Origin of the sequence: Rathayibacter rathayi (genome assembly GCF_004011095.1) — a bacterium.
Lineage (GTDB): Bacteria > Actinomycetota > Actinomycetes > Actinomycetales > Microbacteriaceae > Rathayibacter > Rathayibacter rathayi.
This window is the reverse complement of record NZ_CP028129.1, coordinates 1,905,251-1,918,756: the sequence shown is the minus strand read 5'-3', so window position 1 is coordinate 1,918,756 and position 13,506 is coordinate 1,905,251. Positions and strand designations below refer to the sequence as shown.

Sequence of the window (13,506 nt, the reverse complement as noted above, 5' to 3'; positions counted from 1 at the left end):
GGAGCGGCGGTTCGCCTGCTCGGCCGGGCTCGCGGCCGACGGTAGACCGTGCGCTCAGGAGCCGGTGCGGAAGAGCAGCCAGCGCCGATCCGAGTCGGTGCTGACGACGCTGGGCCGGTCGGGGTCGGCCACTGCGTCGACGAAGGGCTTCCAGCCGTTGGGGTCATTGACGTAGGCGAAGGTGTCGACGAGGACCGCGCAGGCTCCTGACGCGTCGTACTCGCGTTCGAACGCGCGGGGCGTGCTGGCGTGATCCCAGTCATCGGCCGATCGGGTGCCCCGGACCGCGCCGTAGCTGTAGCGCAGGCCGCCGCCGTCCGAGGAGTAGAGATAGGGCAGGGCCTCGTCGTAATCGCCCATGTTCCCGATCGGGTTGGTCTCGGGGAAGTCCTTGAGCGGGAGCTGCACGATCCCGCAGCCGTCGGCGAGTCGGCGCTCGGTTTCCTGAGCGAACGCGCGGACGGAGGAGTCGCTGGTCGGAGCGAGCGGGATCGCTGCCGCCGTTCCCGCCACCTGGTCGATCAGTCCGACCGCGGCGACGACCGCCAGCGCCGGGAAGAAGAGCCGGCGGCGCCGAACGAGCGTCTCGAGGGCGATGCCCGCGACGCCGAGCGCGAGGACGCTGAGCACGATCGACATTCGTGACCACGCTCGAATCTCGGGGCTCACGACGTACGAGAGGATCGCGCCGAATCCGGCGACGATGAAGAACAGCAGTGCGACGACGAACGCCTGGCTGAGCAGCCCGACCCGAGCGTCCATGACCAGCAGGGCGAGGCGCGAGCGCGGAGCTGCGCCGCTGCGTCCCGACCGACCGAGCGCCGACAGCACGATCAGCAGGACGAGCAGGAACGCGGCAGAGACGACCACGGCCGTCGAGGGGTTCTCGGTCGTCGTGAGGATCGCGCTCGAGCGGGCGTACCCCTGGGCGAGCTCGACCAGCGAGGAGAACCCGCTAGTGGGCGAGGGTAAGAGCAGGCTCTGCAGCTTGCCGCCGTAGATCTCCGACTCCTGCGCCGAGCGGCCCTGGAAGTACTTCTCGTAGCGATCGCCCTGGTCGGCGGAGAGAACCGCGAGCTGAACGGCGACGAAGCTCAGGAACGAGCCCAGCGCGAGTGTTGGCCAGGCGAGGGTGCGAACAGGGGATCGGCGCACGAGGGCCGCGAGCACCGCGAGAACCCAGGCCGAGCCGAACACGATCGCACCGAAGACGAAGTAGTACGACTGCGTCCACGCGATCGCCAGCGCGAGGGCGACGACGATCCCCGCTCGCACGAGGCGACGACGGCGCCGGCCCGCGATGCCCGCGGTCCACCGGTTCAGCGGATCCGTCTCCCGCCCGCCGATGACGAGCAGCAGCACGCCGATGAGCGGTACCGCCCAGTACTCCGCGAGGAAGGGGTGGCCGAAGGAGAGTTGCACGAAGTGGTAGGGCAGCACCGCCGTCAGCACACCGAGCACCACCGACGTGACGCGGCGCAGACGCAGGGCTCGGAAGAAGACGTAGGCGGTGGCTCCCACGGCGGTGAAGCCGGCGATGCTGTAGAGGTTGAGCAGCCAGACGCCGTCGGGCGTGAGCGGCCCGACGACAGCGACGAAGACGGCCGACCAGGGATCGAACAGGGGTGCGAAGAAGAGATTCTGTGCCGCGGGGAACCCGAGCCTGCCGTTGGGGAGGAACGGGAACACCTCGCGTGCACTCGAGAAGATCGTGTAGTGCAGCACCTGGTCCGGGCCGCCGAACGTCCACCTCTTTCCAAGGGTCTTCCAAGTAATTCTGAGCGCGATCATCCCGAGCGCTGTCGAGAGCACGGCGGTGAGGGCGGCGAACACCGCATCGACGAGGATCGCTGGGCGGTGACGGCGCTGTCGGCCATCCTGAGCGGTGCCAGCGGCAGCGTCCTCGATGATCATCCGATCGTGGTCCTTCCGATCCGCGGGAGCGCCAGGTGTGCCGGGCGCCACCGAACCCTATGGTAATTTCTTCGGGTTCCGCCGGGATGTCGCCGCCCAGCACGCATGCTCGACGAAAGCTCTTCTATGACACGCACTGTTCTTCTCGCCGGTGGTGCTGGATTCGTGGGATCGAATCTCGCCACCGAACTCCTTCGCCGCGGCGACCGGGTAGTCGTCCTGGACTCCCTGCTGACCGGCTCGACCCGCAACGTCGCCGCCCACCTCGGCCACCCCGCACTCACGGTGATCCAGGAGGACGCGGCTAATGCCCGCGACCTCGAAGGCCCCTTCGACGTGGTGTTGCATTTCGCGTCGCCGGCGTCACCGCCGCGATATCTCGCGCACCCGATCGAGACCCTGCACGCGGGGTCCGTAGTCACGGAGGCGCTGCTGGATGTGGCACGGCGCGACGGCGCCCGATTCGTGCTCGCTTCGACGTCGGAGGTGTACGGGGATCCGCATGTGCACCCGCAGCACGAGGAGTACTGGGGCAACGTCAACCCGAACGGTCCGCGCAGTGTCTACGACGAGGCGAAGCGGTATGCGGAGGCGTTAACGTTCGCCTACCGGCGCAGCTTCGGGGTCGATACCGGAGTGGTGCGCATCTTCAACACCTATGGACCGAACATGGACATCGACGATGGGCGTGCGGTACCGGCGTTCGTGAAGGCCGCACTCGCGTCCTCTCCGCTACCGATGCACGGCGACGGCACCCAGACCCGCTCGCTCCTCTACGTCGACGACCTGGTCGAGGGCGTCCTGCGGATGGCGGAGTCTTCTGAGCCGGGCCCGATCAACCTGGGATCCGTCGAGGAGTTGCAGCTGGGCGAGATCGCCCGCCGCGTCGTGGAGCTCGTCGGAAGCGACTCCGAGGTCCACTACGGTCCTCGTCCTGTCGATGACCCGGAGCGTCGTCGCCCGGACATCACCCGAGCCCGCGAGGTCCTCGGCTGGGAGCCCACAGTGTCGATCGAGGAGGGTCTAGCACGCACGGTGCGCTGGTTCTCCGAAGGAATGTCGAACGAGAGAGGCGCGCTGTGAGACTGTCGATCCTGATGCCCGTGTTCAACGAGGAGGCGACGCTGCGCAAGGCCGTGGATCGCGTCCTGGCGGTGACGTTCCAGGAGGGCGTCGAGATCGAGTTCGTGATCGTGAACGACGGCAGCAGTGACCGGACCCGCGAGATCCTGGACTCCCTGGACGATCCGCGCATCCGGGTGTTCCACCAGCCGCGCAACCAGGGCAAGGGAGCCGCGATCAGCCGGGCCGTGCAGGAGGCGTCGGGTGACTACGTGATCATCTGCGACGCCGATGAGGAGTACCGGCCGAGCGAGATCCCCTCGCTGCTGCAGCCGGTTCTGGACGGCGAGGCGGAGCTGGTCTATGGAAGCCGCACGTTCGGGAGTCACACCTCGTTCTCGTACTGGTACGTGCTGGGCAACAAGGGCGTGAACCTGATCACGAACATCCTCTTCAACGCCTACATCTCGGACGTCGAGACCTGCTTCAAGCTGATGCCGTTGAGTCTCTACCGCTCCCTCGGCATCACGGAAAAGGGCTTCGGCATGGAGGCGGAGGTCACCGGGAAGCTGCTCGCCCGCGGCTACCGCCCCTACGAGGTTGGCATCAGCTACAAGGCTCGCACTCGCGAGGAGGGCAAGAAGATCACCGTTAGGGACGGTTTCGAGGCCCTGTGGATCCTCGTGCGGATCCGCCTACGCGAGGGCTCCCGCACTCGCCCGCCGAAGACGCTCGCGTCCTGATCCCGTGGCCGACTCTCGCGTGAGCCCCACCGCGACTCCGCCTCGCCGGGGCCCGATCGCGCTCCTGCGCGCGGTCTCCGCCGGTCTCGTCTCGTACGCGCTCAAGTTCGGCGTGGTCGGCATCATCGGACTGGTCGTCGACGTCACCGTGTTCAACCTCCTGCGGGTGGGTGGAATCGGCGGTGAGCATCTGCTGTCCGGCCCCATCGGCGCGAAGGTAGTTGCAGTTGCGGCCGCGACCGTCGTCACCTGGTTCGGCAACCGCTACTGGACCTTCCGCGAGCACCGCCGAGCGAACTACCTGCTCGAACTGGCTGAGTTCAGCGTTGTCGCCGTCGCGGGCATGCTGGTCAATCTGCTACCCCTGTATGTGTCGCACTACGTGCTCGGTTTCGACAACCTGGTGGCCGACAACATTTCGGCCAACGTCATCGGCCTCGTCCTCGCGACAGCCTTCCGCTTCGTCCTCTATCGCTTCTGGGTGTTCGGTCACCACCGCTCCGGGGGAGTGACCGATCGCCGCGAGGCCGAGATGGCCGCGGCAGCCCTATTCGAGGACGATGTCGCCGCCGTCGCGGACACCTCAGGAATCCGGCTGCCCCGCTCCTGAGCTGCGAGCCCTGAGGCCCGAGGCCCGAGCCCGCAGCTCCGAGCCCGCCGCCCCGGGGCGAGGCGGTGCGATCAGCGTCGGCCGGTACGCCGCGGGACGGGCTCGGCGAAGGCGAGGTCCAGGAGCGCCTCCGCCGTGATCCCCCAGCCCGGGATCGGTCGCGGCGCGATCCTCCGCGGCGCGCGCAGCGCCCGCTCGATGGCGGCGATCCACCCCGCTCCGTCACCGGGATCGGTGAACACCGCGTCCGCCTCCCACCCGGCCAGGGCGTCGCGCAGGCCCGGGATGTCGGCGGCGAGCACCGGAGTGCCGCAGGCGATTGCTTCGAGCGCCGGGAGCCCGAAGCCCTCGTGCCAGGAAGGCATCGCCACCGCGTCAGCGCCCGTGAGCAGGGCCGGGAGGTCCTCGTCGGGCACGTAGGAGGAGGCGAACCGCACATCGGCACCCGCCGCGACCGCGCGCGCGACCGCCGCATGGACGTCCTCGTTGTCCCAGCCGTCCCCGCCGACCAGGAGCAGAGTGTGCCCGACGGGCCGCTCCGCAAGCCGGTAGGCATCGACCAGCGTCACCAGGTTCTTGCGCCGCTCGATCGAGCCGACGAAGAGGAGGTAGGCGCCGAGTGCGTGCGCTGCGCGGACGCGAGCCACCTCGTCCGCTCCGCGCGGGTAAAAGAGTTCGGCGTCGATCGTGGTCGGCAGCACCCGAATCCGCTCCGCGGGAACGTCGAGGGCGCGCGCGACCTCGACGGCAGAGGACGGCGTGCCGGTGAGCACGAGGTCGCTCCGAGCGATCCAGCGCGGCACCGAGCGTTGGAGCAGCTCTCGGCGCTCCCGCGGGACCAGCTCCGGCAGCACGGCGAAACAGACGTCGTGCACGAAGGTGAGGGAGCGGGAGCGGGCCAGCGGCCAACTGCGGAAGTTGGGGAAGAAGTACGCCCCTCGCCCCAGCACACGGTCGATCCCGGGCGCCGGGAGCCGCGTGAGCGCGCTCCAGACCCGCCGGGGGATAGGGACGGGCCGGATCCGTAGGGTGCGGAAACCGAAGCTCGCGAGCGACTGCGCCTCACTCGCGGGGACGACGAGGCGGGTGTCGACGCGCCGGGCGACGTCCTCGGTGTCCAGCGCCCGCATCAGGCCGAGCAGCACCCGACCGACACCCGTCAGCCGGGGTGCCACCAGCGGTGTGGCGTCGACGAAGAGGCGGCGGCGCCGCGCGGTCACGGTCGGCTGAGGCGAACGGTGGAGTCGATGTCGACCACGCCGTCGTGCACGGAGGCCCGCTCGACCGTGAAGGTGGCAGCGACCGGGATCCGCATGGTTTCGCCCTGCGAGAAGGTGGCCGACGAGGCATGCACGGCGTAATTGCCGGCACCCAGGTGCAGGTCGGGGAGGGTGAACGTGACCGTCATCTCTCCGTCGACCGCGCTCAGGGGCGTCCCGATGCGCTCGGTGTTGGTGCCGAAGACGCGCTGGCCGAGTGGGGTGTCGATGCCCATGCCGATATTCCAGTCGTCCACGGGGCGGCTGGTGCGCACCGTGACGTCGAACTCGACGGTCTCACCGCTGCGGACGACCGTGCCGCCGTGCTCGATGGAGCCGCCGCGCAGTCGGCAGCCCAGGATCTCGATCAGCTGGGGGGCGGGCTCGTCGATGGCTTCGGCGGCCGCGGCCTCGCGCTCCTGACGGGCGGCGCGACGGTCCTCGAAGCTCTCGCGCAGGACCTGGAGTCCCTCGGAGGTTTCGCCGTCGAACACCACGGCACCCTTCTCGAGAACGATGGTGCGATCGCAAAGCTCGCCGACCTGCTCGAGGGAGTGGGTGACCAGCACGATGGTCTTGCCTGCGCGCTGGAAGGCGCGGATGCGATCCATGCACTTGCGCTGGAACGGCTCATCGCCCACCGCGAGCACCTCATCGACCAACAGCAGGTCGGGGTCGGTGTGAATCGCGATCGCGAAGGCGAGTCGCACGTACATGCCGGAGGAGTAGAACTTGACCTGCGTGTCGATGAACTCGGCGATCTCGGAGAAGTCGACGATCGAGTCGAACTTGCTGTCGAGCTCGCTGCGCGAGAGGCCGAGGATCGCGCCGTTGAGGTAGACGTTCTCGCGGCCGGTGAGGTCGGGGTGGAAGCCCGCGCCGAGTTCGAGGAGCGCGGCGAGGCGTCCGCGGCGCTCGACGGTGCCGGTCGTCGGCTGCACGATGCCGCCGATGAGCTTGAGGAGCGTGCTCTTGCCCGAGCCGTTCGCACCGATCAGGCCGACCGTCGAGCCCAGGGGGATCTCGAGGTCGACGTCGCGGAGGGCCCAGAACTCGTCGCGGTGCTTGCGGCCGCGGCCGAAGTTGACGAGCCGCTCCTTGAACGACTTGTCCTTGCGGATCACGAAGCGCTTGGAGGCGTTCCGCACCCGAACGACCGTCGGACTGCCGGAGGCGGCGGGGGTGGCCTCCTGCTTGCTGGTGAGGGTCATGATCAGATCTCCTGGGCGAAGTTGCCCTCGAGGCGGCGGAAGATTCGGTGTCCGATCCACACGAACACCACCCCGACGACGAGGACGATGACAAGACGCAGCTGCATGTCCGGCGGCCAGATCTGCGGGCCGATCTCTCGGCCCTCGATGATGCTGACCCGCGAGCCGTCGCCCCAGATGGCGCGCTGGAAGGCGAGGATCGCGTTCGAGATGGGGTTGATCAGGTACAGCTGCTCGGCCCAGCCGTGTCCGGCACCCGAGGAGGCGGCGACGACGAAGTTCCACGCGTAGACGATCGGGGAAAGCCAGAAGAAGATCTGCAGCCCCACCTCGACGAGGAACTGGACGTCGCGGAGGTAGACGTTGAGGGCGGAGAGCGCCAGGGCCAGCGCGAGGCCGTACACGAGCACGATCGCCAGCGCCGGGAGGATGTAGAGCAGGTGGATTCCGACGATCAGCGAGCCCGTGATGAGGGCGCCCGCGATCAGGACGATGAACTGCACCCCGAAGTTGAACAGTGCTGAGCCGATGGCGGCCACCGGGAAGATCTCGCGCGGCAGGTAGACCTTCTTGATCAGGCCGCCGTTGCCGAGGATCGACGTGGTGCCCGCGGTCACGATCTCGCTGAACAGACCCCACAGTGTGAGTCCGGAGAACACGAAGATCGCGAAGTTCGGGACGCCGCGCGAGGCCCCGAGGATCTGGCCGATCGCCACGTAGTAGATCAGCAGCATGATCAGCGGGCGCACGAGGCTCCACACGAAGCCGAGGCTGCTGTCTTTGTAGCGCGACTTCAGCTCGCGGCCGACGAGCAGCCGGAGCAACTCGCGGTGCCGGAGAATCTCGGCGAGCGAGGCGAGGAAGCCGCCGGAGCCTCCGCCGACGGCCGACGTGGTGCCGGCGGTCTGGAACGGCTCATCGGCGATCGCGCGCGCACGATCCGCAGCTTTGCTAGGCATGGAACTCCAAGCTCTCGGCCTCCGCCGGGCGACGGACCGCCTCATTATACGTGCGTGGTCGTCGCAGCCACCCCGGGATGGCGTGTCCGTGCTGGTGCCATCGCGGGTAGTCTTGCTCCCGCTCGCCGATCGACCGACACGAACAAGGGGTCCGCCTTGCCCATGCAGCCATCCGACGTCCCGCTGGAGCCTGCCCCGCAGAGCGCCGGGGATCCTGCTCCTGTGCTGAGCGACACCGGCGAGAGCGCCCCTCCCTCTCCTGACCCGAGTCTCGAATCGGCCGTCGACGAGGGCGCTCAGCCCGCCTCGACGGCTCCGGCACCCGCCCATAGTCGAGTGACGCCCACTGCGACTGCCGCCACCGTCGTCCGCGAGCCCGAGTCCGAGACCGCCGAGCTGGCACGGCTGCGCGCCCAGGTTGACGCCCTCCTCAACGACCCCTTCGACGAGTGGGTCGAGCGGATCCAGGTGGGCGGCGTCACCGCCTCCGGCTTCGAGCGCACCCTCTCGTGGCGGATCACCAAGCCTCTCCGTCTGGTGCGCACCTTCCAGATCCGCGTCGATCAGCTCGGTCTCCCCGGCGCGATCCGCCACAGCGCGCGCTTCGTGAAGCGCCGCCTGTCCGGACGGGCGCGATGAGCGAGCGGTCGGCCTCCTCGAGCGCGAGCGCTGTCGCCGCGCGCGCCGAACGCACCGAGGCCATGCTGCAGCGCCTCGAGCAGATCGGTGCGCTGCTCTTCGACGAGGAGCGCCGGGCGTCCCTGCGTCGGCGCGGAGCTGGGCGCTACCTCGATGACGTGGCCCGCGAGATCCGATTCCGCCAGGACGACGAGCTGACCTGGGTCGCTCTCGTATCCTTCACCGCCGCCTACCCGACGAGCGAACTCTTCGACTGGTTCCGCCGGGCCCTCGAACTCGCGCCCGAGGAGTCGGCGCTGCGGATCTTCCTCGAGGCGGGCTCCCGCACCGCGACCGGCTTCGCCGATCTGGACGCCCGCGTCGAGGTCGTTACGGGAGCGGTCGTAGTCGACGTCGACTTCCCCGCGCGGCACTCGCACAACACCGGTGTCCAGCGCGTGGTCCGTCAGACCGTCTCGCGCTGGGACGCCGAGCAGGAGATCGTGCCGGTCGCCTGGGTGCACGGGTCGATGTCGTTCCGTCGCCTCAGCACCATCGAGCACGAGCGGGTCGTCGACTGGTCCTCCTCCGCCCGCCGTGAGTGGGAGCACGGCGACCCGGAGCGGACGGAGTTCGTCGTCCCTTATCGCAGTGTCGTGGTGATCCCCTCCGTGCCCGACTACAACCAGTGCGGGCCGCTCTCGGCTCTCGCCGAGTACTCCGGCAACGAGGTCGTCGTCCTCGGTCACGACGCCATTCCCGTCGTGAGCGCGGACACGGTGCCACCGGAGGAGACCGTGCGCTTCGTCAACTTCCTCTCGGTGGTCAAGTACGCCCAGCGCGTCGCCACGGTGAGCGCTGCGGCAGCTCTGGAGTTCGAGGGCTTCGTCCGCGCGCTCCCGGCACAGGGCCTGACTGGCCCGTCGGTGGTGCCCGTGCCGCTGCCCGTGGAACTGCCGGACGGCCTCCGCTCCGAGGGTCGGGGTGCGGGGGGCCTGCCGCTCGTGCTCTGCGTCGGCAGCCAGGAGCCGCGCAAGAACCACCTCGCGGTGCTGCACGCCGCCGAAGTCCTCTGGCGCGAGGGCCTGCGCTTCCGAGTCCGCTTCATCGGCGGGGCCAACCCCTGGGCGCACCAGGTCTTCGACCCGCGAGTGCGCGAGCTGGTCGCGGCCGGCCGCCCCGTGGAGGTGCTCCGCGGTGCCGACGACAACGTTCTGGTCGCGAGCTACCGGGAGGCGCTGTTCCTGGGGTTCCCGTCGCTGCACGAGGGCTACGGCCTGCCGGTCGCCGAGGCGCTGGCGATCGGACTCCCCGTGCTGACCTCGCGCTACGGGAGCACCGCGCAGATCGCCGAGCACGGTGGCTGCGTCCTGATCGACCCCGAGTCCGACGAGGAGATCACCGACGGTATGCGCCGCCTGCTGACCTCTCCGGAGTTGGTCGAGACGCTCCGCCAGGAGGCGGCCGCGCGGCCCGAGCGCACCTGGGACGACTACGCCCGGGAGCTCTGGGCGGCCCTGATCGGCCCCTCGGCCCTCATCCAGCAGGAGGAGACGCCCCGTGCGCTCTAAGCAGTATCTGGTCGACCGCCTCGCCACCCTGGTGCGCACTTTGGCTCCTTCCGTGGAGCCGCTGGCCAGCGTCGACGCGCTCACAGGTCAGCTCAGCGTGTTGCTCCCCGCTCCGACCGACCGCGAGGTCTGGCTGGTGCTCGCGGTGCTCCGCGGCACGCTCCCGCGCCGGGAGGACGTCGTCGACGGCCGCCGCCGGGCCCGCCTGGACGGTACGGCCGCCCTGCTCGCGCACGCTGCGTCGACCATCGTCTCGAACCGTGTCTTCGCCCGCTTCCACCATCCCGACGTCCAGGTGGTCGTCGGCGCGGTCGTGGTGGACGTCCACCACACCGCGCGCACGGGTCTGGCCACCGGGATCCAGCGCGTGGTGCGCCAGAGCCTCGTCCGCTGGACGCGCGACCACGAGGTCCTGCTCGCAGGCTGGGACTCGTCCCACGAGTCGCTCGTCGAGCTCACGCCGGAACAGAGCCGCAATGCGATCTCGGGCGATGTGCCCGACGCCGCGGAGGACCGCTCTCGCGTGATCGTGCCCTGGCAGGGCACCTACCTCCTGCCCGAACTCGCCGTCGAGGACGAACGGACCTCGCGCGTCTCGGCGCTCGCGGAGTTCAGCGGGAACCGCACGGGCACGATCGGCTTCGACTGCGTCCCGGTCACCACGGCCGAGACGGCAAGCACCGGCATCAGCGCTGCGTTCTCGCGGACGCTGGTCGCGGTGTCGCACATGGACCGCATCGCGACCATCTCGGAGGCCGCGGCGACGGAGTACTCCGGCTGGCGCCACATGCTCGGCAGCGTCGGGATGCAGGGGCCGGACATCCGCGCCGTTCTGTTGCCCTCGCAGCCCGAGAGCGTTTCGGAGGAGGAGCTGAGCATCGCCGCGCGCTCGCTGGTCACCGGCGACCTCCCGCTCGTCGTCTGCGTCGGCAGCCACGAGCCGCGCAAGAACCACCTCGCCGTTCTGCAGGCCGCCGAGCTGCTCTGGCGGCGCGGCCTGGAGTTCAGCCTGGTCTTCATCGGCGGTAACGCGTGGAGTAGCGCCGAGTTCGAGTACCGCCTCGAGGTGCTCGAGGGCTTCGGCCGACCGGTCCGCTCGCTCTCGAAGATCACCGATGCGCTGCTCTGGAGCGCCTACCGCCTCGCGCGCTGCACCGTGTTCCCCTCGATCAACGAGGGGTACGGGCTTCCGATCGTCGAGTCGATCTCGGTCGGCACTCCGGTCGTGACCTCGGGCTTTGGCAGCATGCGCGAGGTGTCCTCGAGCGGCGGCGCGCTGTTCGTCGACCCGCACGACGATCACGACATCGCCTCGGCGCTCGGGCGCCTGCTGAGTGACGACGAGCTGCACGCCCGGCTCAGCGCGGAGGCGCTCGCCATCGACGGCGGTACCTGGGACGAGTACGCCGAGCGCATCTGGTCATACCTGGTCGAGGAGGACGCGACTGGCCGGGACTCCCGCACCGAGCAGGCCCGGGCGACCGCCTGACCGCACGACGAAGGCCCCCGCTCCACGAGCAGGGGCCTTCGTCGTCAGTGCCGCGTCTGCGGGAGTCAGGCGGTGCGGCGCGCCAGCTCGAGGTCGTTTCCGACCATGCGCGCGACGATTTCGTCGAAGCCGACGGTCGGCGCCCAGCCGAGCACCTCGCGCGCACGGGAGGCGTCCCCGCGCATCTCGGGGGCGTCCACCGGGCGGGCGAAGCGCGGGTCGATCGTGACCCGCTGCTCCCAGTCGTCGATGCCGGCGGCCGTGAAGGCGGCACGGACGAAGTCGCGTACCGAGTGCGCGACTCCGGTGGCGACGACGTAGTCGCCGGGCTCGTCGGCCCGTGAGGCGCGGACGAGCGCATCCACGTAGTCCGGGGCCCAGCCCCAATCTCGGCGCGCGTCGAGGTTGCCCAGCGAGAGCTCGGACTCCGTTCCCGCGGCGATCGCGGCGACGCCCGCGGTGATCTTGCGGGTCACGAAGCTGAGCGGGCGACGGGGCGACTCGTGGTTGTAGAGGATGCCCGAGGAGGCGTGCAGTCCGCGCCCTCGGTAGACCGCGACGAGGTGATGCGCGAACGCCTTCGCCGCTCCGTAGGGCGACACCGGGCGCAGCGGGGTCCGCTCGGTCTGCGGGTTCTCGGTCGCGGCTCCGAAGATCTCGGAGGAGGAGGCCTGGACGAAGCGGACCTCGCGGCCGGCCGACTCCTGAAGCGCGAGCGAGGCCTCCAGGAGCGCGGCCACCGCCGTGCCGGTCACCTCGGCGGTGAGCACCGGCTCCTGCCAGGAGAGCGCGACGGAGGAGAGGCCTGCGAGGTGGAAGACCGTGTCCGGCTCCGCCTCCGCGACGACACGGCCGAGGCCGGCGGCGTCGCGGAGGTCGCCTTCGAAGCAACGGACGGCGGTGGGCAGAGCGGTGTCGTCGGTCTCGCGCACGAGCGCGGAGACCTCCCAGCCGTCGGCGAGCAGGCGCTCGACGAGGTAGCCCCCGTCCTGCCCGCTCGCTCCGGTCACGAGAGCGGCAGGCATGACTACTTGATCAGCGCGGACTGCTCGGCGAGGTCGTTCTCGACCATCATCGCCACGAGCTCGGGGAACGAGACCTTCGGCTCCCAGCCGAGGACGTCGCGGGCCTTCGCCGGGTCGCCGATGAGCAGATCCACCTCTGCCGGACGCATGAACGCGGGGTTCTGCGTCACATACGGGGCCCAGTCCTCGATGCCGACATGGCGGAAGGCGATGTCGAGGTACTCGCGGATCTCGTGGGTCTCGCCGGTCGCGACCACGTAGTCGTCGCCCTCGGGCTGCTGCAGCATCCGCCACATCGCGTCGACGTAGTCGCCGGCGAAGCCCCAGTCGCGCTTCGCGTCGAGGTTGCCCAGCTCCAGGGTCTCCTGGAGGCCGAGCTTGATCCGCGCGACCGCGAGGCTGATCTTGCGGGTGACGAACTCCGGGCCGCGGCGGGGCGACTCGTGGTTGAAGAGGATGCCGGAGGAGGCGTGCATGCCATACGACTCGCGGTAGTTGATGGTCATGTAGTGGCCGAAGACCTTGGCCACACCGTAGGGCGAGCGCGGCCAGAGCAGCGTCTCCTCGCTCTGCGGGACCTGCTGCACCTTGCCGAACATCTCGGAGGAGGAGGCCTGGTAGAACTTCACCCGCGACGTGTCGGCGCCGGCGTAGAGCCGGGTCGCCTCGAGGATGTTGAGCACGCCCTTTCCGGTCACGTCGGTGGTGAGCGACGCGTTCTCCCACGAGTAGGCGACGAACGAGATCGCGCCGAGGTTGTAGACCTCGTCGGGCTGAGCGGCGGCGAGGACGCGCACGAGGCTGGACACGTCGGTCAGGTCGCCGGTGAGCAGGGTCACCTCGGGGACGGTACGGCGGACCAGCTCGTACTTGGGGTTGTTCTGCCCGCGGACGAGTCCGAACACCTCGTAGCCCTTCGAGACGAGGAACTCGGCGAGGTAGAGGCCGTCCTGGCCGGTGATTCCGGTGATCAAAGCGCGGGGCACGTTGTGGTCCAATTCGTCGGGGTCGATGACAGCGGGACACATACTACCTACGGGCACGC

At 69.5% G+C, this 13,506-nt stretch carries 12 protein-coding genes; 6 read left to right on the top strand and 6 right to left on the bottom strand.

Annotated elements, in window-relative coordinates; genetic code table 11:
• Positions 1 to 54: 54 nt before the first annotated feature.
• The gene (locus C1O28_RS09250; RefSeq protein ID WP_097165500.1) at positions 55 to 1,914 is read right to left on the bottom strand and encodes a hypothetical protein; all 1,860 of its coding nucleotides are present in this window, start codon (positions 1,912 to 1,914) and stop codon (positions 55 to 57) included.
• A gap of 126 nt (positions 1,915 to 2,040) precedes the next feature.
• On the opposite strand from C1O28_RS09250, the gene C1O28_RS09245 reads away from it, so the two are divergent.
• From C1O28_RS09245 to C1O28_RS09235, 3 genes are read left to right on the top strand one after another with little or no spacing between them, the layout of a single operon-like run.
• Positions 2,041 to 2,997: an NAD-dependent epimerase/dehydratase family protein gene (locus C1O28_RS09245; RefSeq protein ID WP_097165501.1), complete on the top strand. Its 957-nt coding sequence runs from the start codon at positions 2,041 to 2,043 to the stop codon at positions 2,995 to 2,997.
• Complete coding sequence (locus C1O28_RS09240; protein ID WP_097165502.1) at positions 2,994 to 3,719, top strand: glycosyltransferase family 2 protein; 726 nt, start codon at positions 2,994 to 2,996, stop codon at positions 3,717 to 3,719. Before C1O28_RS09245 ends, C1O28_RS09240 begins: the two co-directional genes overlap by 4 nt.
• A gap of 4 nt (positions 3,720 to 3,723) precedes the next feature.
• Complete coding sequence (locus tag C1O28_RS09235; RefSeq protein WP_244210518.1) at positions 3,724 to 4,329, top strand: GtrA family protein; 606 nt, start codon at positions 3,724 to 3,726, stop codon at positions 4,327 to 4,329.
• Positions 4,330 to 4,400: 71 nt separating this feature from the next.
• Here the strand turns inward: C1O28_RS09235 and C1O28_RS09230 are convergent, their stop codons facing one another.
• Genes C1O28_RS09230 through C1O28_RS09220 form a run of 3 tightly spaced genes read right to left on the bottom strand, consistent with a single transcriptional unit; the run spans position 4,401 to position 7,758 of the window.
• Positions 4,401 to 5,549: a glycosyltransferase family 4 protein gene (locus C1O28_RS09230; protein WP_097165503.1), complete on the bottom strand. Its 1,149-nt coding sequence runs from the start codon at positions 5,547 to 5,549 to the stop codon at positions 4,401 to 4,403.
• On the bottom strand, positions 5,546 to 6,799 hold the full coding sequence (locus tag C1O28_RS09225; RefSeq protein ID WP_097165504.1) for an ABC transporter ATP-binding protein: 1,254 nt from the start codon (positions 6,797 to 6,799) through the stop codon (positions 5,546 to 5,548). Before C1O28_RS09225 ends, C1O28_RS09230 begins: the two co-directional genes overlap by 4 nt.
• A gap of 2 nt (positions 6,800 to 6,801) precedes the next feature.
• The gene (locus tag C1O28_RS09220; protein WP_097165505.1) at positions 6,802 to 7,758 is read right to left on the bottom strand and encodes an ABC transporter permease; all 957 of its coding nucleotides are present in this window, start codon (positions 7,756 to 7,758) and stop codon (positions 6,802 to 6,804) included.
• A gap of 222 nt (positions 7,759 to 7,980) precedes the next feature.
• On the opposite strand from C1O28_RS09220, the gene C1O28_RS09215 reads away from it, so the two are divergent.
• The 3 genes from C1O28_RS09215 to C1O28_RS09205 are packed head-to-tail and all read left to right on the top strand — an operon-like array spanning position 7,981 to position 11,436.
• Entirely contained in the window at positions 7,981 to 8,397 is a 417-nt protein-coding gene (locus tag C1O28_RS09215; RefSeq protein ID WP_097165506.1) for a hypothetical protein, read from the top strand.
• A complete protein-coding gene (locus C1O28_RS09210; RefSeq protein WP_097165507.1) occupies positions 8,394 to 9,947 on the top strand; it encodes a glycosyltransferase in 1,554 nt (517 codons plus the stop codon). Before C1O28_RS09215 ends, C1O28_RS09210 begins: the two co-directional genes overlap by 4 nt.
• Positions 9,937 to 11,436: a glycosyltransferase family 4 protein gene (locus C1O28_RS09205; RefSeq protein ID WP_097165508.1), complete on the top strand. Its 1,500-nt coding sequence runs from the start codon at positions 9,937 to 9,939 to the stop codon at positions 11,434 to 11,436. The genes C1O28_RS09210 and C1O28_RS09205 overlap by 11 nt, the downstream gene beginning before the upstream one ends.
• A 65-nt stretch (positions 11,437 to 11,501) precedes the next feature.
• Here the strand turns inward: C1O28_RS09205 and C1O28_RS09200 are convergent, their stop codons facing one another.
• Both C1O28_RS09200 and C1O28_RS09195 read right to left on the bottom strand, forming a co-directional pair.
• Positions 11,502 to 12,461 (bottom strand): GDP-mannose 4,6-dehydratase, encoded by a 960-nt coding sequence (locus tag C1O28_RS09200; RefSeq protein ID WP_097165509.1) that lies wholly within the window; start codon positions 12,459 to 12,461, stop codon positions 11,502 to 11,504.
• Between the two features lie 2 nt (positions 12,462 to 12,463).
• On the bottom strand, positions 12,464 to 13,447 hold the full coding sequence (locus tag C1O28_RS09195; RefSeq protein WP_181024631.1) for a GDP-mannose 4,6-dehydratase: 984 nt from the start codon (positions 13,445 to 13,447) through the stop codon (positions 12,464 to 12,466).
• Between the last annotated feature and the right edge of the window lie 59 nt (positions 13,448 to 13,506).